General features: G+C 73.2%; 25 protein-coding genes. 16 read left to right on the top strand and 9 right to left on the bottom strand.

The window, feature by feature from the left end; translation table 11 throughout:
• Nucleotides 1-17 precede the first annotated feature (17 nt).
• The 4 genes from HUT16_RS04600 to HUT16_RS04585 all read left to right on the top strand — a co-directional run bounded on the left by HUT16_RS04600 (nucleotide 18) and on the right by HUT16_RS04585 (nucleotide 4,033).
• On the top strand, nucleotides 18-803 hold the full coding sequence (locus HUT16_RS04600) for a carbohydrate ABC transporter permease (RefSeq protein ID WP_254898242.1): 786 nt from the start codon (nucleotides 18-20) through the stop codon (nucleotides 801-803).
• Nucleotides 804-897: 94 nt separating this feature from the next.
• Entirely contained in the window at nucleotides 898-1,989 is a 1,092-nt protein-coding gene (locus tag HUT16_RS04595) for a LacI family DNA-binding transcriptional regulator (protein WP_176185697.1), read from the top strand.
• Between the two features lie 333 nt (nucleotides 1,990-2,322).
• Entirely contained in the window at nucleotides 2,323-2,943 is a 621-nt protein-coding gene (locus tag HUT16_RS04590) for an SGNH/GDSL hydrolase family protein (RefSeq protein ID WP_176185695.1), read from the top strand.
• A gap of 61 nt (nucleotides 2,944-3,004) precedes the next feature.
• Entirely contained in the window at nucleotides 3,005-4,033 is a 1,029-nt protein-coding gene (locus HUT16_RS04585; RefSeq protein WP_176185693.1) for a LacI family DNA-binding transcriptional regulator, read from the top strand.
• 236 nt (nucleotides 4,034-4,269) lie between these two features.
• Here the strand turns inward: HUT16_RS04585 and HUT16_RS04580 are convergent, their stop codons facing one another.
• On the bottom strand, nucleotides 4,270-4,932 hold the full coding sequence (locus HUT16_RS04580) for a hypothetical protein (RefSeq protein ID WP_176185691.1): 663 nt from the start codon (nucleotides 4,930-4,932) through the stop codon (nucleotides 4,270-4,272).
• A gap of 145 nt (nucleotides 4,933-5,077) precedes the next feature.
• On the opposite strand from HUT16_RS04580, the gene HUT16_RS04575 reads away from it, so the two are divergent.
• From HUT16_RS04575 to HUT16_RS04545, 7 genes are all read left to right on the top strand, one after another.
• Entirely contained in the window at nucleotides 5,078-6,094 is a 1,017-nt protein-coding gene (locus HUT16_RS04575; RefSeq protein WP_176192484.1) for a LacI family DNA-binding transcriptional regulator, read from the top strand.
• 81 nt (nucleotides 6,095-6,175) lie between these two features.
• Nucleotides 6,176-7,105, top strand: a complete 930-nt coding sequence (locus tag HUT16_RS04570) for a hypothetical protein (protein ID WP_176185689.1) — start codon at nucleotides 6,176-6,178, stop codon at nucleotides 7,103-7,105.
• The gene (locus tag HUT16_RS04565) at nucleotides 7,105-7,320 is read left to right on the top strand and encodes a hypothetical protein (RefSeq protein WP_176185687.1); all 216 of its coding nucleotides are present in this window, start codon (nucleotides 7,105-7,107) and stop codon (nucleotides 7,318-7,320) included. The genes HUT16_RS04570 and HUT16_RS04565 overlap by 1 nt, the downstream gene beginning before the upstream one ends.
• Nucleotides 7,321-7,376: 56 nt before the next feature.
• Nucleotides 7,377-8,717: a hypothetical protein gene (locus HUT16_RS04560; RefSeq protein ID WP_176185685.1), complete on the top strand. Its 1,341-nt coding sequence runs from the start codon at nucleotides 7,377-7,379 to the stop codon at nucleotides 8,715-8,717.
• A 128-nt stretch (nucleotides 8,718-8,845) separates the two neighbouring features.
• Nucleotides 8,846-9,166, top strand: a complete 321-nt coding sequence (locus HUT16_RS04555; protein ID WP_176185683.1) for a hypothetical protein — start codon at nucleotides 8,846-8,848, stop codon at nucleotides 9,164-9,166.
• Between the two features lie 148 nt (nucleotides 9,167-9,314).
• Nucleotides 9,315-9,833, top strand: a complete 519-nt coding sequence (locus tag HUT16_RS04550; protein WP_254897634.1) for a winged helix-turn-helix domain-containing protein — start codon at nucleotides 9,315-9,317, stop codon at nucleotides 9,831-9,833.
• Nucleotides 9,749-10,315: a transposase gene (locus HUT16_RS04545; protein WP_254898241.1), complete on the top strand. Its 567-nt coding sequence runs from the start codon at nucleotides 9,749-9,751 to the stop codon at nucleotides 10,313-10,315. Before HUT16_RS04550 ends, HUT16_RS04545 begins: the two co-directional genes overlap by 85 nt.
• Here the strand turns inward: HUT16_RS04545 and HUT16_RS04540 are convergent.
• The 5 genes from HUT16_RS04540 to HUT16_RS04520 all read right to left on the bottom strand — a co-directional run bounded on the left by HUT16_RS04540 (nucleotide 10,307) and on the right by HUT16_RS04520 (nucleotide 13,607).
• Entirely contained in the window at nucleotides 10,307-10,642 is a 336-nt protein-coding gene (locus HUT16_RS04540; RefSeq protein ID WP_176185681.1) for a hypothetical protein, read from the bottom strand. The two genes, HUT16_RS04545 and HUT16_RS04540, sit on opposite strands and share 9 nt — an antisense overlap.
• Nucleotides 10,643-10,899: 257 nt before the next feature.
• Nucleotides 10,900-11,409 (bottom strand): hypothetical protein, encoded by a 510-nt coding sequence (locus tag HUT16_RS37820; protein ID WP_254897633.1) that lies wholly within the window; start codon nucleotides 11,407-11,409, stop codon nucleotides 10,900-10,902.
• Nucleotides 11,410-12,260: 851 nt separating this feature from the next.
• On the bottom strand, nucleotides 12,261-12,560 hold the full coding sequence (locus tag HUT16_RS04530; RefSeq protein WP_176185679.1) for a hypothetical protein: 300 nt from the start codon (nucleotides 12,558-12,560) through the stop codon (nucleotides 12,261-12,263).
• Between the two features lie 46 nt (nucleotides 12,561-12,606).
• Nucleotides 12,607-13,092 (bottom strand): transposase, encoded by a 486-nt coding sequence (locus HUT16_RS04525; RefSeq protein WP_254897632.1) that lies wholly within the window; start codon nucleotides 13,090-13,092, stop codon nucleotides 12,607-12,609.
• A complete protein-coding gene (locus HUT16_RS04520; RefSeq protein WP_254897631.1) occupies nucleotides 13,089-13,607 on the bottom strand; it encodes a winged helix-turn-helix domain-containing protein in 519 nt (172 codons plus the stop codon). Before HUT16_RS04520 ends, HUT16_RS04525 begins: the two co-directional genes overlap by 4 nt.
• Before the next feature lie 190 nt (nucleotides 13,608-13,797).
• On the opposite strand from HUT16_RS04520, the gene HUT16_RS04515 reads away from it, so the two are divergent.
• Nucleotides 13,798-14,643: an SGNH/GDSL hydrolase family protein gene (locus HUT16_RS04515; protein ID WP_176185677.1), complete on the top strand. Its 846-nt coding sequence runs from the start codon at nucleotides 13,798-13,800 to the stop codon at nucleotides 14,641-14,643.
• A 64-nt stretch (nucleotides 14,644-14,707) separates the two neighbouring features.
• Here the strand turns inward: HUT16_RS04515 and HUT16_RS04510 are convergent, their stop codons facing one another.
• A complete protein-coding gene (locus tag HUT16_RS04510) occupies nucleotides 14,708-15,760 on the bottom strand; it encodes a LacI family DNA-binding transcriptional regulator (protein ID WP_254897630.1) in 1,053 nt (350 codons plus the stop codon).
• Between the two features lie 299 nt (nucleotides 15,761-16,059).
• On the opposite strand from HUT16_RS04510, the gene HUT16_RS37815 reads away from it, so the two are divergent.
• From HUT16_RS37815 to HUT16_RS04495, 3 genes are all read left to right on the top strand, one after another.
• Nucleotides 16,060-16,191, top strand: a complete 132-nt coding sequence (locus tag HUT16_RS37815; protein WP_254897629.1) for a cellulose binding domain-containing protein — start codon at nucleotides 16,060-16,062, stop codon at nucleotides 16,189-16,191.
• A gap of 725 nt (nucleotides 16,192-16,916) precedes the next feature.
• The gene (locus tag HUT16_RS04500) at nucleotides 16,917-19,343 is read left to right on the top strand and encodes a glycoside hydrolase family 2 protein (RefSeq protein WP_176185675.1); all 2,427 of its coding nucleotides are present in this window, start codon (nucleotides 16,917-16,919) and stop codon (nucleotides 19,341-19,343) included.
• Nucleotides 19,344-19,575: 232 nt separating this feature from the next.
• On the top strand, nucleotides 19,576-20,403 hold the full coding sequence (locus HUT16_RS04495) for an alpha/beta fold hydrolase (protein ID WP_176185673.1): 828 nt from the start codon (nucleotides 19,576-19,578) through the stop codon (nucleotides 20,401-20,403).
• Nucleotides 20,404-20,422: 19 nt separating this feature from the next.
• Here the strand turns inward: HUT16_RS04495 and HUT16_RS04490 are convergent, their stop codons facing one another.
• Nucleotides 20,423-21,025: a hypothetical protein gene (locus tag HUT16_RS04490; protein WP_176185671.1), complete on the bottom strand. Its 603-nt coding sequence runs from the start codon at nucleotides 21,023-21,025 to the stop codon at nucleotides 20,423-20,425.
• 172 nt (nucleotides 21,026-21,197) lie between these two features.
• On the opposite strand from HUT16_RS04490, the gene HUT16_RS04485 reads away from it, so the two are divergent.
• Complete coding sequence (locus HUT16_RS04485; protein WP_176185669.1) at nucleotides 21,198-22,130, top strand: ADP-ribosylglycohydrolase family protein; 933 nt, start codon at nucleotides 21,198-21,200, stop codon at nucleotides 22,128-22,130.
• A gap of 54 nt (nucleotides 22,131-22,184) precedes the next feature.
• Here HUT16_RS04485 and HUT16_RS04480 read toward each other — a convergent pair whose 3' ends face one another.
• Entirely contained in the window at nucleotides 22,185-23,171 is a 987-nt protein-coding gene (locus tag HUT16_RS04480; RefSeq protein ID WP_176185667.1) for an aldo/keto reductase, read from the bottom strand.
• Nucleotides 23,172-23,527 lie beyond the last annotated feature (356 nt).

Raw genomic sequence — 23,527 nt, 5'->3', positions numbered from 1 at the left:
GCGCCAAGTACCTCTCGCTGGTGCTGGCCAGCGCCGTGGTGCTCGTCCCGCTGCTGGTGATCCTGTTCACCTCGCTCAAGACCCGCAAGGAAGCGCTCGGCACCGGGCCGCTGGACCTGCCCTCGAACTGGTTCAACTTCGAGAACTTCCGGATCGCCTTCACCCAGGGCCACATGATGCCGGCGTTCCTGAACACCGGCGTCATCCTGCTGGTGTCCGTCACCGGCACCGTGGTGATCGGCTCGATGACCGCCTACGCCATCGACCGCTTCGAGTTCCGCCTCAAGGCCGTCGTGATGGGCGCCTTCCTGCTCGCCAGCCTGGTGCCCTCGGTCACCACCCAGGTCGCCACCTTCCAGATCGTCAACAACCTCGGCGCGTTCAACACCCGCTGGGCGCCGATCCTGCTGTACCTGGGCACCGACATCATCTCGATCTACATCTTCCTGCAGTTCATCCGCTCCATCCCGGTCTCCCTCGACGAGGCCGCCCGCCTCGACGGGGCGAACTCGTTCACCATCTACTGGCGGATCATCCTGCCGATGCTCAAGCCGGCCATCGCCACCGTGGTGATCGTCAAGGGCGTCACGGTCTACAACGACTTCTTCATCCCGTTCCTCTACATGCCCTCCACCGACCTGGGCACCATCTCCACCTCGCTGTTCCGCTTCCAGGGCCCGTTCGGCGTCAACTGGGAGATCATCTCGGCCGGCGCGATCCTGGTCATCCTCCCCACCCTGATCGTCTTCCTCGCCCTGCAACGCCTCATCTACGCCGGTTTCGCGGCCGGCTCCACCAAGTGAGCCGCCGTACCGGGGGGAACGGACGGCGGTACCGCACCTGCGCCGCGGTACCGCCGCACGGGGAACGCGCAGGGCGCGCACGGGAGGGGGCACGGTGAGCGGACGCGTCACCATCCGGGAGGTCGCCGCCCTCGCCGGGGTCTCCGCCGGAGCCGTCTCGCTGGCGCTGAACGACCGGCCCGGAGTCTCCGGCGCCACCCGGGAACGCATCCGGGCCGCCGCCCAGCAGCTCGGCTGGGTGCCCAGCCAGGCCGCCCGCAGCCTGGCCCGGCTCGCCCCCGGCAGCGACACCGTCGGGCTGGTCATCACCCGCCCGGCCCGCCAACTCGGCCTGGAACCCTTCTACATGGAGTTCATCTCCGGCATCCAGAGCGTGCTGGAGGAACGCTCGGCGACGCTGCTGCTGCGCCTGGTCCGCGACCGGGAACAGGAGACCGCCGTGCACCGCACCTGGTGGCGCACCCGGCGGGTCAGCGGCTCCGTCCTGGTCGACCTCACCGAGGCCGACCCGCGCATCCCCGCGCTCGCCGCCCTCGGCATGCCCGCCGTCGCCGCCGGCCACCCCGGCCTGACCGGCGGCGAACTGGCCGCCGTCTGGACCGACGACTCGGCCGCCGTCCAGGACGCCGTGCGCTACCTCGCGATGCTCGGCCACCGCCGGATCGCCCGGGTCGGCGGCGCCCCCGACCTCGGCCACACCGCGATCCGCACCAGGGCGCTGGCCGCCGTCGCCGAACAGCTCGGACTGGAGCCGCCCCGCAGCGTCCCCACCGACTTCTCCGGCCGGGCCGGCGCCCGGGCCACCCGGATGCTGCTGGCCTCCGCCCACCGCCCCACCGCGATCATCTACGACAACGACATCATGGCCGTCGCGGGCATCTCGGTCGCCGCCGAGTTCGGCCTGCACGTCCCCGCCGACCTGTCCCTGATCGCCTGGGACGACTCGCAGCTGTGCCGGCTCACCCACCCCGCGCTGTCCGCGATGAGCCACGACGTGCACGGGTACGGCGCGCTGGTCGCCCGCACCCTGTTCGACGTCATCGAGCACCGCGGCACGCCCGCCGGACCGGCCCCCACCCCCGTCCTGGTCCCGCGCGGCAGCAGCGCCCCGCCCGGCGCCGCCCACCGACCGCCCCCGCCCTCGTCCGCAGACTCCCGGCCCGTCCCCGACTCCTTCCGAGGGTAAGGAAGTCCGGGGACGGGCCGGGGCACCCCCCGTCCGGAGCGCACCCGAGGCCGAACTCCGGACGGGCGCCCACCCCGGCGCCCCCTCCCGGGTCGAACTCGGCGCCCCCGTCGTGCCCGACGACGGGGACGCGACGGTCTTCCGGGCGAGAGCGCCGCGGGGGCGGTGAACCCGGCGCGGGCGGGCAGAAGCAGTACTGTCCGTTCCGTCCTTTCTCCCCCGATCCGCCGCCCGCCGTCCGCCGTCCGCTGACCACCGCCTGCCGCCCGCCGCCCGGTGACCGTCATCCCGGGCGGCGGGCACCGTACGTCCCGCCACGCCCGAGGAGCCCGCATGCAGCCCGCCGCCACCGCCGCCACCGTCCTGTTCCAGGGCGACAGCATCACCGACGCCGGACGCGACCGCACCCGCCCCGACCACCTCGGACACGGCTACGCCGCCCTGATCGCCCCCGCCCTCCCCGGCACCCCCACCGTCCTCAACCGCGGCATCGCCGGAGACCGGATCACCGACCTGCGCGCCCGCTGGGACGAGGACACCCTCGCCCACCGCCCCCAGCTGCTCTCCCTGCTGATCGGCGTCAACGACACCTGGCGCCGCTACGACAGCGGCCGGCCCAGCCCCGCCGACGCCTGGGAGGCCGAGTACCGCACCCTGCTGGAACGCCTGCACGCCCACTGCGCGCCCCGCCTGGTCCTGATCGAGCCCTTCCTCGTCCCCGTCACCCCCGAACAGTGGACCTGGCGCGAGGACCTCGACCCGCGCATCCAGGCCGTCCGCCGCCTCGCCGCCGACCACGACGCCCTGCTGCTCGCCGCCGACGGCCTCCTCAACCAGGCCGCCCGCACCACCGGCGACCCCGCCCTGATCACCCTCGACGGCGTCCACCCCACCGACCTCGGCCACCGCCTGCTCGCCGACGCCTGGCTCAGCCTCGTCACCGGCGCGGCATGACCCCGGCCGGGGAGGGGGCGGGCCTGCCGGGCGGGGCGGTACGCGCACTATCCTCCCTGACATGACCAGCAGCCCTGCCAGCAGCCCGCGCGGTGCCCGCCCGACGATGAAGGACGTCGCGGCGGCGGCCGGGGTCGGGCTGAAGACGGTCTCCCGGGTGGTGAACGGCGAGAGCGGCGTGACGGCCGAGATGGCCGCCCGGGTGCAGACCGCGATCGAGGCGCTCGGCTTCCGGCGCAACGACAGCGCCCGGCTGCTGCGCACCGGCCGCACCGCCAGCGTCGCGCTGCTGCTGGAGGACATCAGCGACCCGTTCTCCTCCGCGCTCTCCCGCGCCGTCGAACAGGTCGCCGCCACCGAGGGCTGCCTGCTGTTCACCGGCTCCAGCGGCGAACAGCCGCACCGCGAGAAGGAGTTGGCCCTCGCGTTCTGCGCCCGCCGGGTCGACGGCCTGATCGTCGTCCCCGCCGGGGACGACCACCACTACCTGCTGCCCGAGGTCGAGTCCGGCACCCCCGTGGTCTTCCTGGACCGCCCCGGCAGCATCGCCGCCGACGCCGTCCTCAGCGACAACGCCGGCGGCGCGAAGGCCGGCACCGCCCACCTGATCGCGCACGGCCACCGCCGGATCGGCTTCATCGGCGACCAGCCCGTCATCCACACCGCCGCCGAGCGCGTCCGCGGCTACCGCGAGGCGATGGCCGAGGCCGGGCTGCCCGTCGACGAGCGCTGGATCGACTGCGGCCCCACCGACCGGGCCCGGGTCGCCGCCGCCGTCCACCGCCTCACCACCGGACCCGACGCCGTCACCGCGCTGTTCACCGCCAACAACCGGGTCACCCTCGCCGCCCTGCACCACCTCCCCGCCGAGGCCCGCCCCGCCCTGGTCGGCTTCGACGACCTCGAACTCGCCGACCTCCTCACCCCCGCCCTCACCGTCGTCGCCCAGGACCCGGTCGCCCTCGGCGCCCTCGCCGCCCGCCGCCTCTTCGACCGCCTCGGAGGGGAGGCCTCGCCCCCGGCCCGGCTGGAGATCCCGACGCTGCTCATCCCGCGCGGCTCGGGCGAGACGGCCCCCGGCGGGCGCTGAGAACCCTCGGCGGGCGGCGCGCATTCAGGGGCTCGAGGAACGGCGAGGTCGTGGCTGCTGGGGGTGCACTGCCGTTGCGCGCGTCTGCTTCCGGTTCCTGTTACGGCACGCAGCAGCACGGACTTTCGATGGGCTCCGGCCGTCAGCAGCACGGCCCCGCCGTTCCCCGGGCCCCTGGCGGGGCCGCTGCGCAGCATCGACCCGCCGTTCCCCGGGCCCCTGGTTGGACAGGTTCTTCAAGTCCGGTCGTAGACCAGGTCCAGCCAGGAGCGCTGCTCCTCGTCGAGGAGGTGCGGCGGCAGGGCGGCGATCCAGGCGGCGATCTCGGGGCCGACCGGGAGTTCGCGGTGGAAGCCGAGGCGGAGGTCGGGGAGGCGGTCGTAGTACAGCCAGTCGCCGACGGCGCGGGTGAGGTGCCGTTCGGCGGTCGGGGTGCGGGTCTCGCTCCAGGCCCGCAGCCAGGGGGTGGCGGTGCCGGTGGCGACCGACACGGTCTCCAGGACGTCGGCGGCGTTCGCGGCGGGGTCGGCCAGGGTGGCGCACCACCAGGCGTCCAGGACGTCCCGGACGAGTTCGGCGCGGTGCCAGGAGGTCCAGTCGGCGGCGACCAGCCGGGCGGCGACCAGCGGGCCGTCCACCGCCAGCGTGCCGGTGGTCAACTGCCGCAGCAGGCGCGGGGCGAGGCGGCGGTAGAGGGCGGGGAAGTCGACCCAGTGGCCGGGGGACTTCATCGCGACCGAGTGCAGCAGCCGGTCCGGGACCAGGTCGGGCGGGCCGGAGAGGGCCGCCAACTCCCGCGGGGTGTAGCAGTGTCCGCAGCCGTCCACCGCCGGTCCGGGGCGGGCGGTGCGGCCGAGGGCGTCCAGGGCGTGGTGCAGGCGCTGTTGCGCGGTCGTCATGCCGGGTCCCTGTCGGGGTACTCCGCCGGGCCCACCCGGCGAAGATTGCGACGCTACCAGGAGCCGAGGTGCCGTCCGGCGCCGGGGACCTGACAGGATGGGACCCGCAGGTGGCGGGTACGCGAGGGACGGGGTGAGCAGCGGGATGCAGCGCCGGGTGACGATCCGGGACGTGGCGGCGCGGGCCGGGGTGTCCGCGGGTGCGGTCTCGCTCGCCCTCAACGACCGGCCGGGCGTCTCCGACGCGACCCGGCGGCGGATCGTCGAGGCGGCCCGCGAACTCGGCTGGTCGCCGAACCTGGCGGCCCGCTCGCTGGCCCAGGGCGACCGGGTGCACACCGTCGGCATGGCGCTGACCCGCGGCGGGGCCGGGCTGGACCAGGTGCAGATGGCGCTGATCGGCGGCATCGAGCAGGTCCTCGCGGAGCGGCCGTGCGCGCTGCTGCTGCACACCGTCCCCGACCGGGAGGCGGAGATCGCGCTGTACCGGCAGTGGTGGCAGTCCGGGCGGGTGAACGGCTCGGTGCTGGTCGGGGTGGTCGCCGACGACCCCCGGCTGGAGCCCGTGCACAGGCTCGGGATGCCGGCCGTCGCGGTCAGCCAGCCCGCGCTGTCCGGCCCGTTCCCGGCGGTGTGGACCGACGACGCGGCGGCGATCTCCGAGGCCGTCCGCTACCTGGCGCTGCTCGGCCACCGCCGGATCGCGCACGTCACCGGCCCCGAGGCGCTCGGCCGCACCCTGCTGCGCGGCGGCGCGTTCGCCGAGACGGCCGCCGAACTGCCCGGCGTCAGCGCCCGCAGCCTGCCCACCGACCTGTCCGCGCACGCCGGCGCCCGGGCCACCCGCACCCTGCTGACGGCCGCCGAGCGCCCCACCGCGATCGTCTACGACAACGACCTCATGGCCGTCGCCGCGATCGCCGTCGCCGAGGAACTCGGCCTGCGCGTCCCGCAGGACGTCTCGCTGGTCGCCTGGGACGACTCCGACCTGTGCCGGATCACCCGCCCGCAGCTCTCCGCGCTCAGCCACGACCCGTTCGCGGTCGGCGAGGGGGTCGCCCGCTGCCTGCTGGAGCTCATCGACGAGGGCCGCGCCCCCTCCCGCCCGGCCGGCACCCCCGTCCTGGTGCCGCGCGGCAGCACCGGACCCGCCGCGCCCTGACCGGGCCGGTCGGGACACGGCGGCGCCGAGCAGTCCCGCCGGCGCGTCGGCCGAGTCCTCGACCACAAGGCGGCCCTCGCCGTGGGCGTCAGCGGCCTGCTCGCCAAGGTCACCCCGGCCGGCGGCGGCCACCGCGACGCCGACCAACTCTCCGGCAACGCACTGGAGTCCACCGCCTACACCTACGACGGCGGACCGGTCGACCACTCCAGCATCAACTCCTACTGGGTCTCCGCGCCCGTCGCGAGCCGCGCCCGCACCGGGCTGCCCCCGCTGACCGCCAACGCCACCGGCAAGGCCGAGACCTGGGCCCGCCAGGCCGTCAGCGGCGGTTGGTGCACTAACGAGAGCGACACCAGCTACGACACCGACTCCCAGCTCAACAAGCTGACCGCGCCGACCGGCCTCAACCGGGCCGCCGACGTCGCCATGGCGACCCGCACCTTCTACGACAACCCGACGATGGTGGCGACCTGGCCGCAGCCCGCCGCCCCCACCTGGCCGCAGGCCGCCCCCACCAAGGGCGACCAGTCCGTGCTCCAGGTCGCCGATGGCTACAGCGGCGGCGCGTTCACCCACCGGACCGAGGCCAGTACGCTCACCGACGGCTTCGGCAAGCCGAGCAGGATCTACGACGGCGCCGGACACGCGACCGCCACCAGCTACACCCGCACCTCCTACCTGACCGCCACCGGGCTGACCGTCACCAACACGCTCGGCCAGAACCAGGTCACCACGCTCGACCCGACGCGTGGCCTCACCCCCTCCGGAGAACGGATCCGGATGACCGCCGTGACCCCGCTGCAGGGCGAAGCGGACATGCACGACCTCACCGTCGCGGACCTGCACACGTATTACGTGGTCGCGGGCGGCACGCCCGTCCTCGTCCACAACATCTGTCCTCCCACGAAGATCGTGCTCGGAGTCGACGGCCCGGAGAACTCGGTGACTACACTGACTTCTTCAACCATTTCAGGCCGGCCCTGGAACCGAGCAGCACCACGAAGCTGATGTTCGACCTCACCGAGGTCCGGGGCGGAAGCTCAGACGCGAAAGCGTGGGCCGAGACCGTGAGCGAGAGCGACCTCGCGAGCAACCCGTCGCACGACTTCACGGCGTGGGAGTTGGCGCAGATCATGAAATCGCCGAAGTCGGTCCGGGACCGCGTCGAGTGGCGCGGCGGATCCGACCCGTTCGCCGGCCTGCCTAGTCCCGCGGAGCGCTGATGAACAACCATGGAATGATCCGCGGGATCGTCAAGAATCCCGCAGCCCCGGCGGACGTGCTGCTGCGGCTGCTCTCCGAGGAGGCGTCGGACGTCTGGCAGACCCTGGCCTGGCGTTCGCTGCCCGATCGGGTCGTCGACGCGATCGTGGCCTCTCCGCACGTGGTGCTGCGTGCGGCGTTCGCGGAGAACAAGGGCGCTTCCGGTGATTGCCGGGCGCGGCTGGCGGGCGATCCCGATCCGAAGGTGAGAGCTGCGGTGGCGGTCGGGCCGCAGTGGTTCAGGAGCCCGGTGGACCCCCTGCCGGAGTGGGCCCAGCGGGCCCTGCTCCGGGACGGGGACGCCGAGGTGCGCTCGCGCGCGGAGGAGAGTCTGCCGTCCTCCCCGGCCCTGGCCGAGCTGGCGTCGGACGCCGACCCGCGGCGGCGGCGTGCCGCGTGCCGGGCCTGGGAGCACCTGGATCCCGGGCAGCGCGGGCTGCTGCTGGCGGACGCCGAACCCTCCGTGCGGTGCGAGGCCGCGAAACGGGCGAGCGGCCACGACGCCGACGCCACCGACCGGTACCTGCTGCTCACGGACGACGTTCCGGTTCGGAGGGCCCAGGTGCTGGCGAGGGCCGCACTGCACCCGGCGACGGCGCGGCGGCTGGCCGAGACCGGTGACGCGCACGAGCGCGCCGCCGTCGCGGGCAATCCCGCGGTCGCGCTGGACACGGCGCGGCTCCTCGCCGACGATCCGGAGCACGCGGTCCGCCTGCAGTTCGCCGCCCGCCCGGATCTGACGGAGGCGCAGCGGGCGGAGATCGACTACCACGTGTCGGAGTCCGATCGGCTCGGGGCGGTGCCCTGGGTCCTCGACGCGACCGATGTCGAGGTGCTGCGGCGGTGCGCGGCGTCCGCGAACACGCTGCTCCGGCGCAGTGCCGCCTGCAACAGGCGTCTGCCCCAGGAGGTCATCGACCTCCTCGGCCGTGACGGCGACCTTCCGGTGCGCATCCTGCTCTGCGAGAACCAGCCCACCGCCGACGGCGAGGTCGTCCTCGACGCCTTCCGCCGTTGGACCAGTCCACTGAAAGGAATGCTCCTGGAACACCCGAACTTCCCGCGCGTCGGGCTCGCACGGCGATTCGCCGACTCCTCCGACCCGGCACAGCGGATTCTCGCCACCCACGACCCCGGGGCGCCGGCCGAACTGCTGCTGCGCCTCAGCCGCGATCCCGACGTCCGCTTCCGGCGCACCATCGCCTCGCACCCGAACCTGCCCCACGGGCGGGTGGAGGAACTGCTCGGGGACGGGGATCCGCAGACGTCGATCAGGGCAGCGGCCAATCCGGCGCTGCCGCCGTCCCTCATGCACCGGCTGCTCGATGCCGCGGGGATTCCCCGACCGGCCTCCTGAGGTCGGAGGGGTGACGGCCGCGGCCGGCGGCTGACACTCCTCGTACGACAGCAACAGATCAATGTGCGGCAGAGAACGATGCCCAGCCGAGCCCGCTCGGCGGGGCATCGTTCACGGAAGGAAAGACTGTGCGCTTCCCCATGCTCATGCAGGTCTGGTCCTACCAGATCTCGCACCGCCTGCTGGTGTTCCGGAGTTACGAGAAGGAGGGGGACACTACCGCCACCGAGATTGAGTTCGTCGGAGTAGTCGGGATGAAGACCAGGTCCTCGTACCGTTCCCTGACGCTCCAGGAAGTGGAGTCCGACCGGGAGATGCAGGACTTGGTGAACATCCCTGACCGCCTGAGCCACCGCTTCCGACGGATCCGCCTGCTGGACGGCGAGGAGCCTGCAGGCTTCGTCGTCTGCGGGAACGTTCGGGTCCGTGAGGTCCCCTTGGGTTACTGACTTCTGCCCGTCAGGGTGCATCTGTGTGGAGTGCCTGACGGGCCTGAAGCGGTGGCTGTACCGGTGGTGTGTGAGGTATGCGGATGGGGGCGGGCTGACCGCCGCGGGATGGCTGCGTCGGGAGTCGGTGCGGGTGTAGGCGGCCGAGTTGTTCGAGCAGGAGGTCAAGCCGGCGGAGGTGGCTCGGCGCCTGCGGGTGAGTTCGAAGTCGGCCTACCAGTGGCACCAGTTGTGGCGCGACGGTGGCGTGCAGGCGCTGGCATCGCGTGGCCCGGCTGGGTCGCGGTGCCGCCTGTCGCCGCGCTGTCTGGCCAAGCTCGCCGCGTATCTGGACGAGGGTCCGGCCGCGCACGGCTGGGTGGAGGCGCAGGTCTGGACGGCCTCGCGGGTGGTCACGCCGATCGGGCGGAAGTTCCACGTCACCTACAGCGTCTCGGGCGCCACCAGGCTGATGCACCGCCTCGGCTGCAGCCCGCGGGTTCCCGCGCGTCGAGTGGCCGAGCGCGACGAGCAGGCCGTCACCGCCTGGAAGGAGGTGACCTGGGCGGAGGTAAAAGCGCCCGGGCGGCCTGCGGGGGATACATCTGTTTCGAGGACGAGGCAGGCTTCACCCGCCGACCGCCCAGAAGCCGTATCTGGGGCCGGCGCGGCCGCACGCCGGTCGTGACCGTCAGCGGCCGAAGCGCGGGACGCCTGTCCGTGGCGGGACTGATTGCCGTGCGGCCGGGCTCGCGCACCAGGCTGTGCCACCGCCTGGTCACCCACCCCGCCGGCAGGGGCCGGTGCCGCAGCATGGGCGAGCGCGACTTCATCGCCCTGGTCGACGGCGTCCGCCACCTCGTCAAGGCGCCGATCGTGCCGGCCTGGGACCGCCTGAACACCCATGTCTCCCACGCCATGCGCGAGTTGATCTCCCAGCGCACCTGGCTGACGGTCTTCCTCCTTCCCGCCTACGCGCCCGACCTCAACCCCGTCGAACGGGTCCGGGCACACGTCAAGCACAGCCTCACCAACCTCGCCGTCATGGCCCTCGACCGACTCGAAGCCCTCGTCCGCAACCGGTTCAAGCGCCTGCAGTACCGCCCCGACACCCTCGACGGCTTCAGAGCCGGCACCGGCCTGACCCTCGACACCCCCACCTCACCCTGACAAGCCGAAGTCAGTAGGGCAGAAGGGGCCACTTTCCTCGTCGATCACGGCGGCGCTGTCGCGGTCGGCGGCGAGCAGGACGCGGCCGCGGTAGGCGGCGACGATCTCGGCGACAGCGACCAGGTCCACGACGGCGGGCACCTGGTCGAGCCGGTCGACGGGCACCTGGCGCAGCAGTTGCGCGGCGAGTTCGGCGTCCAGGCGTTCGGCGTCTCCGGGGTAGCCGTAGCCGGTGCGCAGTGCGGCGCGCAGTTCCTGCACCGTGTTCATCGGCGGCAGTCCGAGGCGTCCGCCGCCGGGCCCGTGTTCGGCGGGCTGGGCGCTCATCCCCACCAACCCCCTTCTTCGGTGTCGGCTGCCCGGCACCGGACCGGGCGGTACGCCTCTGACGGTATCCCTCCGGGGTGCCCGTACGGGCCCGGCCCTGCAACCCCGCGGCGAGGCGGTACTCGCCGTTTCGGTGCCCAGCAGGCGGGCCAGGGCGGGGCCGTAAGCGGCCGCCAGGGCGGCCGGGGTGGTGGCCGGGGGCGGCCGGCGAGTTTGGCGACGAGGCGGCCGCCCCGCGTTGTGCACGTCGAACGCGGTCAGCGCACCTTCGCCAGCGCGCGCTGGGTGAGCTGGAGGGCCAGGTCGACCGTCTCCTCGTCCCGCAAGGGGCAGTTGACCGCGTACTTGTGGCCGTCCTTGACGTCGCGCAACTCGATGCGCGGGTCGTCGTTGTCGGCGACGTCCTGCGGGGTGAGCCGGACAGTGAGTCCGGCGTTGATGGCGTTGACGTACGCGACGGCGCCGAAGCGACGCTTGCCGGCGTCCCGGACCATCACGTAGTTGGACAGGCCGTCGCGGGTCCGCTCCGAGGTGCCCGCCTCGATCTCTACGCCGCCGATCTCGAGCACGCCCTTCAGGTAGGCCAGCACTCGCTCGGCGATCTCCTCGCTGCGCGCCCGGCCGCGCACCAGCGCCTCGATCCCGACCCAGGTGGCGGGCTCCGCGGCCGTGTCGACGGCCGCGTCGTCGAAGGACTCCGCTCCCTCCTCCCCCATCAACTTCAGGAAGGACGCGATCTCCTCCGGGGTGCCCTGCAGCAGCCTCACTGCCGTCTCCTCTTCCACTGGGGCGCCGCACATACGACGTACCCGCTTACATGCGCCGAAGCAGCGCATGAACGAAGCATCTCACTCATGCACAAGCGTGCACATGGTTTTAAAGAGACTGCTGAAGGATGCACATGCTTCAGCATCGATGTGCTGGTGGATGGCGGGTCAGCACAGAAGGTGCCGACGGCGGGCAGGAGCACGCCGCCACGGCGGCCAGTGCGAGCGGTCGCCAGCACGGAGGGCTCCTTCGCCGGACAGGGCCTGCTCCCGGGCGGGAGCTGTAGTGGCAGGGAGGTTCCTAGGCTGCCGAGGCGTTCTGTCCGGGACGGAGCATGCAGATTTGGGGGTCAGGCGCCGGATGCTGACCGTGGCGATGGCGTTGCCGACGGTCAGTCCGCCGACAGTCTTGTGGCCGGCCCACGAGTTGCGGTCGGCGAGGCCGGTACGGCCCCACTGCAGGTGGCTGGTGCCGCCCGGGCCAGCCAGGTAGACCTTCCAGAAGTAGAAGATGGCCTTGTCCCCGGGCAGGAGGGTGAGGCCGGCGGAGATGTCGACGCTGAGGTTGCCCACCGCGTTGCCCGAGATCCAGGCGGTGCCGCAGGTCGGCGAGAAGATGTCGCCATAGTCGTTGGGGTGGACGACCCCGGGAGCCGTGGTGGGGACCGCCTTGCCCCAGCGGATGGCGGCCTTGGCCTGGACGGCCTGGTCCTGGGCGAGTGTGGCGTTGGGGAACGCCAGTGGCGATGTAGGCGACGGCGGTACCGATGGACCTCGGCATCCCGAGACTGCAGATCACTACCAGCAGCGGCTCCCGAACAGACCAGCAGCCCTGAAGGCATGACGTGATCTCAGTAGCGGAAGCGAGCCTTGTCACCATTGATACGAAGGAGAAACTCTGTGAGTGGCGCCCCGCCGGCAACCGGCACGAGAACGAGTCCTCGCGCATAGATCGCTTCGTCGGCTTCGACCGCAGCCTCTTCGTCGCCGCTTCGCCAGGCGTCGCGGGATGTCTCGAAGAGGGGTCGGAGATCGTCCCAACCGGGACCTGGCACGAAGTGACAGTCCGTCCAGAACATGTCGACTTCCTTCTCGACCAACATCCCGACCAGGCGGTCTTCCTGTATGAGCTGCCAGCTCGGCTCAGCCACGTCATCTCCTCGTTGAGTCGCGGAGCACATTACTGACTTCGGCTTGTCAGGGTGAGGTGGGGGTGTCGAGGGTCAGGCCGGTGCCGGCTCTGAAGCCGTCGAGGGTGTCGGGGCGGTACTGCAGGCGCTTGAACCGGTTGCGGACGAGGGCTTCGAGCCGGTCGAGGGCCATGACGGCGAGGTGGGCGAGGCTGTGCTTGACGTGTGCCCGGACCCGTTCGACGGGGTTGAGGTCGGGCGCGTAGGCGGGAAGGAGGAAGACCGTCAGCCAGGTGCGCTGGGAGATCAGCTCGCGCACGGCGTGGGAGACATGGGTGTTCAGGCGGTCCCAGGCCGGCACGATCGGCGCCTTGACGAGGTGGCGGACGCCGTCGGCCAGGGCGATGAAGTCGCGCTCGCCCATGCTGCGGCGCCGGCCCCTGCCCGCGGGGTGGGTGACCAGGCGGTGGCACAGCCGGGTGCGCGAGCCCGGCCGCACTTCGATCAGCCCGGCCACGGACAGGCGTCCCGCGCGGCGGCCGCTGACGGTCACGACCGGAGTGCGGCCTCGCCGGCCCCAGGTGCGTCCTCGGGGCGGTCGGCGGGTGAAGCCTGCCCCGCCCTCGAAGCAGATGTATCCCCCGCAGGCCGCCCGGGCGCTTTTACCTCCGCCCAGGTCAGCTCCTTCCAGGCGGTGACGGCCTGCTCGTCGCGCTCGGCGACCCGACGGGCGGGAACCTGTGGGCTGAAGCCGAGGCGGTGCATCAGCCTGGTGGCGCCCGAGACGCTGTAGGTGACGTGGAACTTCCGCCCGATCAGCGTGGCCACCCGCGAAGCGGTCCAGACCTGGTCCTCCACCCAGCCGTGCGCGGCCGGGCCCTGGTCCAGGTACGCGGCGAGCTTGGCCGGACAGCGCGGGGACAGGCGGCACCGCGACCCACCCGGTCCGCGAGAGGCCAGAGCCTGCACGCCACCGTCGCGCCACAGTTGGTGCCACTGGTAGGCCGACTTCGGACTCACCCGCAGGCGCCGGGCCACCTCCGTCGGCTTGGCCTCCTGCTCGAACAACTCGGCCGCCTACACCCGCACCGACTCCCGGCGCAGCCGTCCCGCGGCGGCCAGCCCGCCCCCATCCGCATACCTCACACACCACCGGTACAGCCACCGCTTCAGGCCCATCAGGCACTCCACACAGATTCACCCTGACGAGCCGAAGTCAGTAGAGGGACGGGAAGGACCGGCCGGGGGAGGGAACCCCGTGAGGCCCACCGTCAAGTTGGGCCCGGCCGCAGCGACCGTGGTGGCCGCGATCGCGGCCACCACCCCGACGCCGTCGGCCGTCGCACCCGCCCCCGCTCCGGTGCTGCGGGTGATGCCGCTCGGCGACTCGATCACCGCCGGCTACCGGAGCACCACCGATGCCGGGTACCGCGGGCCGCTCGCTGACCTGGCGGCCCAACCGGACGTCGTGCTGCTCCACATCGGCATCAACGACCTGGACCGGGGCACCGACAAGGCGCACGCCGCGGACCGGGCGTCGGCACTGATCGACCGGATCCTCGCCGACCGGCCCGGCGCGACCGTCCTGGTGATGGGCCTGATCCCGACGACGCCGAACCTGACCGCCCTGGTGGCCGACTACAACACCGCGCTGAGCCAGGCCGTCCAGGCGAAGCAGGCCCAGGGCCGCAAGGTCCGCTACACCGCCGCGCCCGCGCTGACCGCGGAGGAGACGGCGGACGGGCTGCACCCCGACGACCTGGGCTACCGGCGGATCGCGCAGACCTTCGACCAGGTCCTGGACCGGGCCTTCACGGACGGCCTGGCCGTCCCGGCGGCGGTCCACCACGCCGGTACGGAGTCCGGCGGCTCCAGCCGGGTGCGGTGGGCGGACTTCGACGGGGACGGCCGGTCGGACTACGTGGTCGTCGAGGACGGCGGGGCAGTGCGGGTGCGGCTGAACCGGGGCGGCGAGGGGCACGGCGGCTGGAGCATCAAGGGCCGGACGACGACCGGCCAGACCACCGCCTTCCTCAACAACGGCGGTCACGGCGCGAACGACCCCGGTTGGATCGACTACGGCCGGATCGCCAATGGCGTCTGAACGGGGGCCGGGTGACCGGCTGGTGAACGGCGGGTCACCACCCCCGTGCGCGTGCCCGGGGTCGTCAGCGGGTGGGCGGGGCGGCGGTGGAGCCGCGCGGGGTGAGCTGGGGGGCCTGGTCCTCGTAGCCGGTGACGGGGCGGCCGGCGATCAGGTCGAGGAGGGTGCGGGCGGCGTGCGAGCCGTAGGCGTGGATGTCGCGGGTGAGGGCGGTGAGCGGGGGGCGGACGACCTGGACCAGCGGGGAGTCGTCCCAGGCGACCAGGGAGAGGTCCCGGGGGACGGAGAGGCCGAGTTCCTGGGCGACGGACAGGCCCGCGACGGCGGTGATGTCGTTGTCGTAGAGGATCGCGGTGGGGCGGGCGGGGGAGAGCAGCAGGCGGCGGGTGGCGCGGGCGCCCTCCTCGCCGGTGTAGTCGGTGTGCACGGTGGGCAGCGCGTCCAGGCCGAGGTCGGCGCAGGCGGCGGTGAAGGCCTCGTCGCGGATGGCGGTGTGCACCAGGCCGGTGAGGCCGGCGACCCGGCCGACCCGGCGGTGGCCGAGCGCGGCGAGGTACTCCATGGTCTCGCGGACGGCGGCGGCGTCGTCGGACCAGACGGGGGTGAGCTTCCCGGAGCCGGAGGGGTGGCCGATGACGACGGTGGGCAGGCCCATCTCCTCCAGGGCGGGCACCCGGGCGTCGTCGCGGCGCAGGTCGACCAGGATCGCGCCGTCGATGTGCCGCTCGCCCCACCAGCGGCGGTACGCCTCCAGGCCGCGCTCGTGGTCGGAGACGACCTGGAGGGCGAGCGAGTAGGAGGCGTCGGAGAGCACCTTCTCGATGCCGCCGATCAGCTCCATGAAGAACGGTTCGGTGCCGAGCATCCGGGCGGGCCGGCAGAGCGCGAGGCCGACGGCGGCGGCCTTGGCGCCGCTGAGGGCGCGGGCGGCGCTGTTGCGGACGAAGCCGAGCTCCTCGGCGACGGCGGCGATCTTGGCGCGGGTGGCGTCCGAGACGCCCGGTTGACCGTTCAAGGCGTTGGAGACGGAGACCTTGGACACGCCCACGATCTTGGCGATGTCGGCGATGGTCGGCCGCTTCGCCGGCGGGCTCTGCTGCTGGGACACCTGCTCCACGGAACCTTTCAGGACTGCTCGTCGGCCGCCCGCCGCTCCTGCCGGTGCCGGACGCGGGCCTGTTGTGCCCCCTCAAGCTACTACGCGGGCCCCGCCCGGTGTAGTCCGGCACCCCCGCCGGGAGCGGCTGGGCAACAAACGGTTAACCACCTGTTGACGAAGATGTTGAACCGCCCGTACGGCCTTTAAGCCTTAATCGGTTAATAAACCGATCGGGCGGGCTGCTGGACGCCCGCCCCGGGCAAGAGGAGCACCTCCCCGCAAGACCCGGTGCGGACTCGTTCGCCACCCGCTGCGGCGTGCACTACGGCCTGTCCGACTGGGGGGCCAGCTTCAACGGCGACGTGACGGTGAAGAACACCGGCAGCGCGCCGGTCAACGGCTGGCAGTTGGCGTTCTCGTTCACTTCGGCTTCAGCGGCACCTCCGTGACCGGCACCAACGGCGTTCCGACCGCCTTCACGCTCAACGGGCAGACCTGCGGCCCCTACTGACGGAACGTCAACCACTCCGGTCGTCCGGCGACCGCCCCTGCGGCGGGTGCCGGACGACCGGGGCGCGAACACGAGCAACAGGAGGACGCGAAGCGCAACGGCGACGTGCTGCTGATCCCGGACAACATGCCGGCGGGCCAGTACCCCACCTGCTTCACGTCGTTGGGGAACTCGCGCGAGCTGTCGGACACTTTCGACGAGTGGGTGTACGGCATCGCCTCCGGGACGGTCTGCGCCGTGGACGCCCGGCAAGGACCTGTGCGAGATCGACAGCCTGCTGTGCCGGACCGCCCAGGAGACGCGCACCGAGTCCGAGCCGCAGGCCACCGACTGGGAGCGGTCCAAGAAGCTGCTGGCCACCGGCCGGGTGGCCACCATGGAGCTGGGCTCGTGGGCGATCTCGCAGATGCGCGGCGCGCAACTGCCCGTCCGTTCCATTGGTGAACCGGTAAACCTGCCGTCCCGTCGTGCCCGTCCGTGGCCGGTGGGACGGCAGTGCCATTGCGGGACTTCGGGCAGTTCGCGGCCGAGTTGGCGATCACTGAAACCCATCAAGGTATTTACATAACCGGTTTATAGACACGGCCGCCCGGGCGGGTTACGGTTCTGCTCGCGCCGCAAATCCGACCACCGGTCCGGCCGAACGACCAAGGAGCCGCACGCATGAAGGACACCACCCCGCTCGACCAGGGCTGGAGCCTGCACCACGAAGGGGACCGGCTGCCCGCGACCGTCCCGGGCTGCGTCCACACCGACCTGCTGGACGCCGGGCTGATCCCCGACCCCTTCCTGGACGCCAACGAACTGGAGGTGGCCTGGGTCGGCCGCCGCGACTGGACCTACACCCTGGAGCTGCCCGCCCACGGCAGCCGCCACGAGCGCACCGACCTGGTCTTCGACGGACTCGACACCGCCGCCACCGTCACCCTCGGCGGCACCGGGCTCGGCTCCACCCGCAACATGCACCGCCGCTACCGCTTCGACGCCACCGGCCTGACCGGCGAGCTGAAGGTCGAGTTCACCAGCGCCTACACCGAGGCCGAGCGGGTCCGCGGCCTGGTCGGCGACCGGCCCAACGTCTACCCCGAACCGTTCCAGTACATCCGCAAGATGGCCAGCAGCTTCGGCTGGGACTGGGGCCCGACCCTGCCCAGCGCCGGCATCTGGAAGCCCGCCCGCCTGGAGCACTGGTCCACCGCCCGGATCGCCGAGGTCCGCCCGCTGGTCACCGTCGACGGCAGCACCGGCCTGGTCGAGGTGCATGTCACCGTCGAGCGCACCGCCACCGGCGCCGGCCGCCCGCTCACCGTCCGCGCCTCGGTGGCCGGTGCCCACGCCGAGGCCGTCCTCGACGGCGACACCGGCGTCCTCACCCTGGAAGCCGCCGACGTGGCGCTCTGGTGGCCGCGCGGCCACGGCGAACAGCCCCGCTACGCACTCGACCTCACCCTCGCCGACGGCGACGACCCGCTCGACACCTGGCAGCGCCGGATCGGCTTCCGCACCGTCGAACTGCACCGCACCCCCGACGCCACCGGCACCCCCTTCACCCTCGCCGTCAACGGCGAGCCGCTGTTCGTCCGCGGCGCCAACTGGATCCCCGACGACACCCTGATCACCCGCGTCACCCCCGCCCGCTACCGCCACCGCCTCCAGCAGACCGCCGACGCCAACATCGACCTGGTCCGGGTCTGGGGCGGCGGCATCTACGAGCAGGAGGCCTTCTACGAGACCTGCGACGAACTCGGCCTGCTGGTCTGGCAGGACTTCCTGTTCGCCTGCTCCGCCTACCCCGAGGAGCAGCCGCTGCGCGGCGAGATCGAGGCCGAGGCCCGCGACAACGTCGTGCGCCTGATGCCGCACCCCTCGCTGGTGCTGTGGAACGGCAACAACGAGAACCTCTGGGGCTTCCGCGACTGGGGCTGGGAGGAGGAGCTCAAGGGCGACCGGGCCGGCGCCGACTCCTGGGGCGAGGGCTACTACCTCGGCGTGCTGCCCCGGATCGTCGCCGAACTCGACCCCACCCGCCCGTACGCGGCCGGCAGCCCCTGGTCCGGCAGTTGGGACCACCACCCCAACGACACCGACCACGGCACCCACCACTCCTGGGAGGTGTGGAACCGGCAGGACTTCGCCGAGTACCGCGACAGCGTCCCGCGCTTCGTCGCCGAGTTCGGCTGGCAGGCCCCGCCCGCGTACGCCACCCTGCGCCGCGCCCTGCCCACCGAGGCGCTCGCCGCCGACTCGCCCGGCATGCTGCACCACCAGAAGGCCGAGGACGGCAACGGCAAGCTCGACCGCGGCGTCGCCCGGCACTTCGAACTGCCCACCGGCCCCGGCGACTTCGACCGCTGGCACTACCTCACCCAGCTGATCCAGGCCCGCGCGGTCGCCACCGGCATCGAGCACTGGCGCTCGCACTGGCCGCACTGCGCCGGCACCGTCGTCTGGCAGATCAACGACTGCTGGCCGGTCTCCTCCTGGGCCGCCATCGACGGCGACGGCCGGCTCAAGCCGCTCCACCACGAACTGCGCCGCCTGTACGCCGACCGGCTGCTCACCCTGCAGCCCGCCGACCGCGACGGCGCCCCCCGGATCGCCCTGGTCAACCAGTCCGCCGAGCCCTGGACCACCACGCTGCGCCTGCGCCGGCTGGACACCGACGGCAACGTGCTCGCCGAGACCACCGCCGAACTCACCGCCGACGCCCGGGCCGTCCACCAACTTCCGGTCCCCGACGGGCTGCTGCCCGCCGCCGGCTCCGGCAAGGAGTACCTGGTCGCCGACGCGGACGGCCTGCGCGCCGTGCACTTCCCCGTCCCCGACAAGGAGTTCTCCTACCCGGCGCCGGAGTTCGAACTCGCCGTGGCGGAGCGCCCGGACGGCGCGGTCGACGTGGTCGTCACCGCCCGCACCCTGGTGCGCGACCTGCTCCTGCAGGCCGACCGGATCGACCCGGCGGCCGCCGCCGACCGCGGCCTGACCACCCTGCTGCCCGGCGAGCGCACCACCATCCGGGTGCACGGCGCGGCCGCCACCCCGAGCGCCGCGCAGGTCCGGGAGGCGCTGTTCTGCGTCGAACCGTCCTGAACGGCATTGCTGCGAGGGTGAGTTGACCGCCGCGCGCCCCAGGTCCGGCCCCGTCCTCCGGCGGGCCCGGCCCGGGGCGGGGCGGTGCCCGGGTGCGGGCCGGGGCGGGCTGTGCTTTGAATGGTCGAGGTGCCGCCGTCCCGCCACCAGGCCGCACGAGCGCACCGGCACCCACCCCTCCCCGCCGGACCGCCGCCGACCGCCGCGGCCCGGCCCCGGATCGGAGACACTCATGCCCCACTGCACGACCCGCGACGGTGTGGAGATCTTCTACAAGGACTGGGGACGCGGCCGCCCGGTCGTCTTCATCCACGGCTGGCCGCTGAACGGCGACGCCTGGCAGGACCAGCTGAAGGCCGTCGCCGACGCCGGCTTCCGCGGCATCGCCCACGACCGCCGCGGCCACGGCCGCTCCACCCCCGTGTACGACGGCTACGACTTCGACACCTTCGCCGACGACCTGAACGACCTGCTCACCGCCCTCGACCTGACCGACGTCACCCTGGTGGCGCACTCGATGGGCGGCGGCGAACTGGCCCGCTACATCGGCCGGCACGGCACCGACCGGATCCGCTCCGCGGTGCTGCTCTCCGCCATCCCGCCGCTGATGCTCCAGGGCCCGGACAACCCCGAGGGCGTCCCGCAGTCCGTCTTCGACGGCATCAAGGCGGGCATCCTCCAGGAGCGCTCGCAGTTCTGGAAGGACACGGCGGTCGGCTTCTTCTCCGCCGACCGGCCGGGGAGCAAGGCCACCGAGGGCAACAAGGACGCCTTCTGGTACATGGCCATGGCCGAGACCATCGAGGGCGGGGTCGCCTGCGTGGACGCCTTCGCGCACACCGACTTCCACGCGGACCTGAAGAAGTTCGACGTCCCGCTGCTGGTCGTCCACGGCGACGACGACCAGGTCGTGCCGATCGACGCCACCGGCCGCAAGACCGCCGCCCTGGTGCCCGGCGCGCAGCTCAAGGTCTACGAGGGCGGCTCGCACGGCATCGCGCTGGTGCCCGGCGACAAGGAGAAGTTCAACCGGGACCTGATCGAGTTCCTCACGTCCTGACGACCGGCCGGCGCGGAGTTCACCTCAGGGCCGCGGTGCGCTCCACGGCCTTCGCGGCCAGCCGGTGCAGCTCCTCCGGGGGCAGGTCGCGGTGCCGCACGACGGACAGCTGCACCAGCAGCTTTCCGCGCCTGAGGTAGAGGACGTTCGTGAACACCGGGCTCTTGCGGTCGGCGAACCAGCGCACCTCGTCCCCCAGGTCGCGGAACGGGGCCGCGTCCTGCTCCGCCGGTCGGCCGGCCAGCTCGTTCAGTTCGTCGACGAGTTCCGGCAGGTAGGCGGACGCCTCGTCCGGACCGGCCTTCCGGGCCAGCAGCTCGGTGGTCATCTCGATGCTGCCGGGCTCCCCGGGGAAGCCGACCGACCACGTCTCCGGGTCCCCGTCGCACGCCTGCGGCGACGGCGGTGCGGTGTAACCCGCGGGCAGGTCCTCGACGGTGATCGCGGCCCGGCAGAGCGTCCCGGCCGGGCCGCCCGCCGCCGTGCTCCCGGCTCCCGCCGTGCTCCCGGCCCCCGCCGCGCTCCCGGTCGAGCCGCCGCCCGAGGTGCAGGCCGTACCGAGCAGCAGCACCGCCCCCGCCAACGCCACCGCGCCGCCGCTGCGCTTCCCCGATCCGCCCACGCGTCCCCCCTCGGAACAGTCCGGACCGTTCGGACCGGGACGCGGATCGTAGCGCAGGGAGCGGACGCCCGTTCGCACCGGGACGGCCCGTCGGCGACCGGGCGGAGAGCGCCGGGGAAACCGGGCCGAAAAGCGCTGGGGCGGCCGGGCGCCGACTGGCAGGATCGCGCCCATGACGACCACCACCACCGCCCGGCAGGCCGCCCGCGACGCGATGGAGGGCCTGGCCCTCGGGGACGCCTTCGGGGAGCGCTGGTTCGAACCGTCCCGGGTGCCCGCCGAGGCCGTCGCGCGGATCCGGGCCCGGCACACCCCCGAGGAGTCGCCCTGGCACTGGACCGACGACACCGCGATGGCCCTGTGCGTGTACCGGGCGCTGCTCGACCAGGACGGGATCAACCGCACCCAGTTGGCCGCGATGTTCGGCGCCACCTACCTCGCCGACCCGGCCCGCCGCTACGGCTACGGGATGACGAAGCTGCTGCCCCGCCTCGCCGAGGCCCCCGAGCGGTGGGCCACCGAGACCAGGGCGCTGTTCGACGGGCAGGGCAGCCTCGGCAACGGCGCCGCGATGCGGGTCGCCCCGCTCGGCGCCTGGTTCGCCGAGGACCTGGACGAGGCCGTCGAACAGGCCGTGTACTCCGCCGAGGTCACCCACACCCACCCCGAGGGCGTCGCCGGGGCGGTCGCCGTCGCGGTGGCCGCCGCGCTGGCGGCCCGGAGCCGGATGCCGGGCGGCGGCCCGTACGGGGAGTCGCTGCTGTACGAGGTCGCGGACCGCACCCCCGAGGGCGCGGTCCGCGCGGGCATCCGGGTGGCCGCCGAACTGCCCCCGGAGACGGAGCCGGGGCGGGCCGCCGCACTGCTCGGCAACGGGAAGCGGATCAGTGCCGCCGACACCGTCCCGTTCGCGCTCTGGGCGGCCGCCTACCACCTGGACGACCTGGTCGGGGGGCTGTGGACCACCGCCGAGGGCCTCGGCGACGTGGACACCACCTGCGCGATCGCCGGCGGCGTGATCGCCGCCGGCACCGGCCTGGGCGGCGTCCCGGCCGCCTGGCGGGAGCGGTGCGAGGCGCTGCCGCAGTGGGTGGCGGGGGAGTAGCGGGCCGCACCCGGCGGGGGCCGCACCCGGCGGGGGCCGCACCCGGTGGGAGCCTCACCCGGTCGGTGCGTCCACCGGGGCGTTCGTCGGGGCTTCGGGCGGGACGTTGGTCGGGGCTTCGGCGCGGACCTCGGCCGGGGCTCCGGCGCGGGCGTCCAGCCGGGCGAGCTGGGCGTCGGTGAGGCGCAGCGCTCCGGCGTCGAGGTTCTCCGCCAGGTGGGCCGGGTCCGTGGTGCCGGGGATGGCCAGCACGTGCGGGCCGCGGTGCAGCGTCCAGGCGAGGCGGACCTGCGCGGGGGTGGCGCCCAGCTCGGCGGCGACGGCGGCGACCCGGCCGTCCCGCTCGGGGCCGGGCACGCCCTCCCGGGCCGGGCCGGAGACGGCGAAGAACGGGACGAAGGCGATGCCCAGTTCGCGGCAGAGCTCCAGCAGCCCGTTGTCGTCGGCGAGCCGCCGGTCCAGGCCGTAGGAGTTCTGCACGCACACCACGGGGGCGATCGCCCGGGCCTGGTGGACGTGCTCGGGACGGGCGTTGGACAGGCCCAGGTGCCGGATCAGCCCGGCCCGCCGGAGCTCGGCGAGGACGCCGAAGTGCTCGGCGACGGACTCCACGTCCGGTCCGTTGCGGCGCAGGTTCACCACGTCCAGGTGGTCGGTGCCCAGCTGGCGCAGGTTCTCCTCCACCTGGGCGCGCAGCTGATCGGGCCGGGCCATGGTGTACCACGCGCCGTCGGCGGTGCGGCCGGGCCCGACCTTGGTGGCGACGGTGACCCGGTGGCCGGGCCGCCCGGCCAGCGCCCGGCCGATCAGCTCGTTGGCGGAGTGCCGCGGCGAGAAGTAGAACGAGGCGGTGTCGACGTGGTCGACGCCGTGCTCGAACGCGGTGCGCAGCAGCCGGACGGCGGCCGCGCGGTCGGCCGGGGCGCGCTCGGAACTGCCGTGCATGCCGTTGCCGGTCAGGCGCATCGCGCCGTAGCCGAGCCGGTTGACGGTCAGGTCGCCGAGCTGCCAGGCCCCGGCGGCCGAGGCGTGTGCGGTCATGGTGGTCCTCCCCCTGCGGTGGATGCGCCGTCGTCACGTCGTCACGTCGTCACGTCGTCACGTCGGCATGTCGCTACGTCGCCGTGTCGGCACGTCGTGCCGTCGTGCCGTCGTGCCAGGGGACGGAGTATGGGCGGGCGGAGGGCGGTCGGAACAGGGCTCCGGGCGTTGAGTGATCTCACACCGGAACGGGGAACGACCCGCTCGGCGCGCCGCGTTGGACCCGGTGTACGAAGCGCTGCCCGTGGGGTCCTCCGGGAGGTTTCGGGATTCCCCTCCGGTGCTGCTCAGGGGCCGGTGGCCGGGGCGGACGGTGCGGCCCCGGCGGGGTGGCGGGAACCCCGGCGGTGGTGGCC

This window comes from Kitasatospora sp. NA04385, assembly GCF_013364235.1.
In the GTDB taxonomy this organism is placed as follows: Bacteria; Actinomycetota; Actinomycetes; order Streptomycetales; family Streptomycetaceae; genus Kitasatospora.
Note: the sequence above shows the minus strand (reverse complement) of the source record. Positions and strands in the feature narration are given on the sequence as shown.